This window comes from Jatrophihabitans sp. (assembly GCF_036388195.1).
Classification (GTDB): Bacteria; Actinomycetota; Actinomycetes; order Mycobacteriales; family Jatrophihabitantaceae; genus Jatrophihabitans_A.
In genome coordinates this window covers 1-2,255 of sequence record NZ_DASVSG010000105.1, presented here as the reverse complement: position 1 = coordinate 2,255, position 2,255 = coordinate 1, and the positions used below count along the sequence as shown (strand labels likewise).

At 69.0% G+C, this 2,255-nt stretch carries 3 protein-coding genes; 2 read left to right on the top strand and 1 reads right to left on the bottom strand.

What is annotated here, in order from left to right:
• A partial coding sequence (lepA, locus tag VF612_RS10720; protein ID WP_408659841.1) for a translation elongation factor 4 occupies positions 1 to 1,037 on the top strand: 1,037 nt, incomplete at its 5' end.
• Positions 1,038 to 1,116: 79 nt separating this feature from the next.
• Positions 1,117 to 1,392, top strand: coding sequence for a GlsB/YeaQ/YmgE family stress response membrane protein (locus tag VF612_RS10715; RefSeq protein ID WP_408659840.1), 276 nt, complete (start codon positions 1,117 to 1,119; stop codon positions 1,390 to 1,392).
• Between the two features lie 128 nt (positions 1,393 to 1,520).
• Here the strand turns inward: VF612_RS10715 and VF612_RS10710 are convergent.
• Positions 1,521 to 2,255: PAS domain S-box protein (locus VF612_RS10710; RefSeq protein WP_408659839.1), on the bottom strand; the 735-nt coding region annotated here is incomplete at its 5' end.

Below are 2,255 nucleotides of genomic sequence, written 5' to 3'. Positions count from 1 at the left end.
TGAAGGACGTCCGCCAGTCCCGCGTCGGTGACACCGTGACGGGCAACGCGCGGCCGGCGAAGGAGCCGCTCGGCGGCTACAAGGACCCTAAGCCGATGGTCTACTCGGGGCTCTACCCGATCGATGGTTCCGACTATCCGGCGCTGCGTGACGCGCTCGACAAACTCCAGCTCAACGACGCGTCGCTGACGTACGAGCCGGAGACCTCGGCGGCGCTCGGTTTCGGCTTCCGCTGCGGCTTCCTCGGCATGCTGCACCTGGAGATCATCGGGGAGCGGCTGGAGCGCGAGTTCAACCTCGACCTGATCTCCACGGCCCCCAACGTGGTCTACCGGGTGATCACCGAGGACGCCGCCGAGCACGTGGTGATGAACCCGAGCGAGTTCCCGACCGGCAAGATCGCCGAGATCTACGAACCGATGGTGCGTTCGACGGTGCTGGTGCCCAACGAGTTCGTCGGCGCGGTCATGGAGCTCTGCCAGAGCCGGCGTGGTCAGCTGCTCGGCATGGAGTACATCTCCACCGAGCGGGTGGAGCTGCGCTACACCCTGCCGCTGGCCGAGATCATCTTCGACTTCTTCGACCAGCTCAAGAGCAAGACCAAGGGTTACGCCTCGCTGGACTACGAGCCGTCCGGCGAGCAGGCCAACGAGCTGGTCAAGGTCGACATCCTGCTGCACGGGGAGCCGGTGGACGCGTTCAGCGCGATCGTGCACAAGGACAAGGCGTACGCCTACGGGGTCAACATCGCGGCGAAGCTGCAGAAGCTCATCCCGCGCCAGCAGTTCGAGGTGCCGATCCAGGCGGCCATCGGCAGCCGGATCATCGCCCGCGAGACGATCCGTGCCATCCGCAAGGACGTGCTGGCCAAGTGCTACGGCGGGGACATCAGCCGCAAGCGCAAGCTGCTCGAGAAGCAGAAGGAGGGCAAGAAGCGGATGAAGATGGTGGGCCGGGTCGAGGTGCCCCAGGAGGCCTTCATCGCCGCGCTGTCCACCTCTGATTCGGGTGACGTCAAGGGTGTGGCCAAAAAATAATCCGGTTTGGGATTCGGCAAGGTCGGGAACTCTGCGGTCAACGGACGCAACAACAGTTTGACCTTCAAGGAGCCCCCGAATGACCGTCACCGGAATCATCACCGCCCTCATCGTCGGCCTCGTCATCGGCGCGCTGGGCCGCCTGGTCGTGCCGGGCAAGCAGAACATCCCGATCTGGCTGACCATGCTGATCGGCGTCGGCGCCGCTCTGCTCGGCACCGTCATCGCCCGTTCCGTCGGCCTGGCCGACACCAACGGCCTCGACTGGACCGAGCTGCTGATCCAGGTCGTGCTCGCCGCCATCGGTGTGGCCCTGGTGGTGGGCCTCGCCGGTCGCCGCGGCGTCACCCGCTGACGCTGCGCTCCACGCACGACAGCACGACCGCGCGCTCCAGCATCAACCGCGCGCGACAGCATCAACTGCTCAGGGCGCCGGACCGGATGGTCCGGCGCCCTGCGGCGTGTCCCGGCCGTGGCAGCACCTCAGTAGCGGAACTTGCCCCGGGCGCTGCGGCGGTTCACGGCACCGGGCAGGTTGTCGGAGTGCTCGCGGTGCGGCCGATGCTCGGACGGCTGCGAGTCGGTGAAGTCGCGGACGGTGACGACGAACCCCTGGACCAGCCGGTCCGCCCGCAGATCGCGGTAGGCCGCCTCGACCAGCACCTGGGTGCCGTCGCGGCGCTGCAGGGCGCAGAACACCGCCCCCTCGCCGTCGTCGCCGAGCATCGCGGCCCGGAGCCGGTTGCGGTCGTCGGGATGCACCAGGTCGTGCAGGTCCGTCAGCGGCTGCGGCTCGATGCCGAGCAGGTCGTGCAGGGCCGGGCTGGCGTACCGGATGCGCTGGTCGGAGTCGGTGACCAGCATGATCTCGCTGGTGTTGCGGATGACCGCCCGCAGATAGAGGTCGCTGTCGCGGCGGCCCACGGCCTCCACCAGCGCTATCCGGTCCAGGGCCAGCGCCGCCTGCCCGGCGAGCACCTCCACGGCGTCCCGGGTGGCGACGAGGGCCTCGTGCCGGCCGACGAGCACCAGGGCACCACCGTGCGGGCGGGCCACCGCCATCGGCTCCAGCCACAGCGGGCACACCAGGGTGGCGTCCGCGTCGCGGGTGGCGTCCGGGCCCGCCGGAGTGTGCTGCGATGGGGTTTCCAGCCACCAACTGCGCTGGTGGGGGCCCGTCCCGGCCGGCGGCAGCGCGCTGGCGGCCAGCTCACGGTC

Bases quoted from the DNA above. Each gene is read 5' to 3' on its own strand.
- VF612_RS10715 (WP_408659840.1), top strand. From the start codon at position 1,117: ATGACCGTCACCGGAATCATCACCGCCCTCATCGTCGGCCTCGTCATC.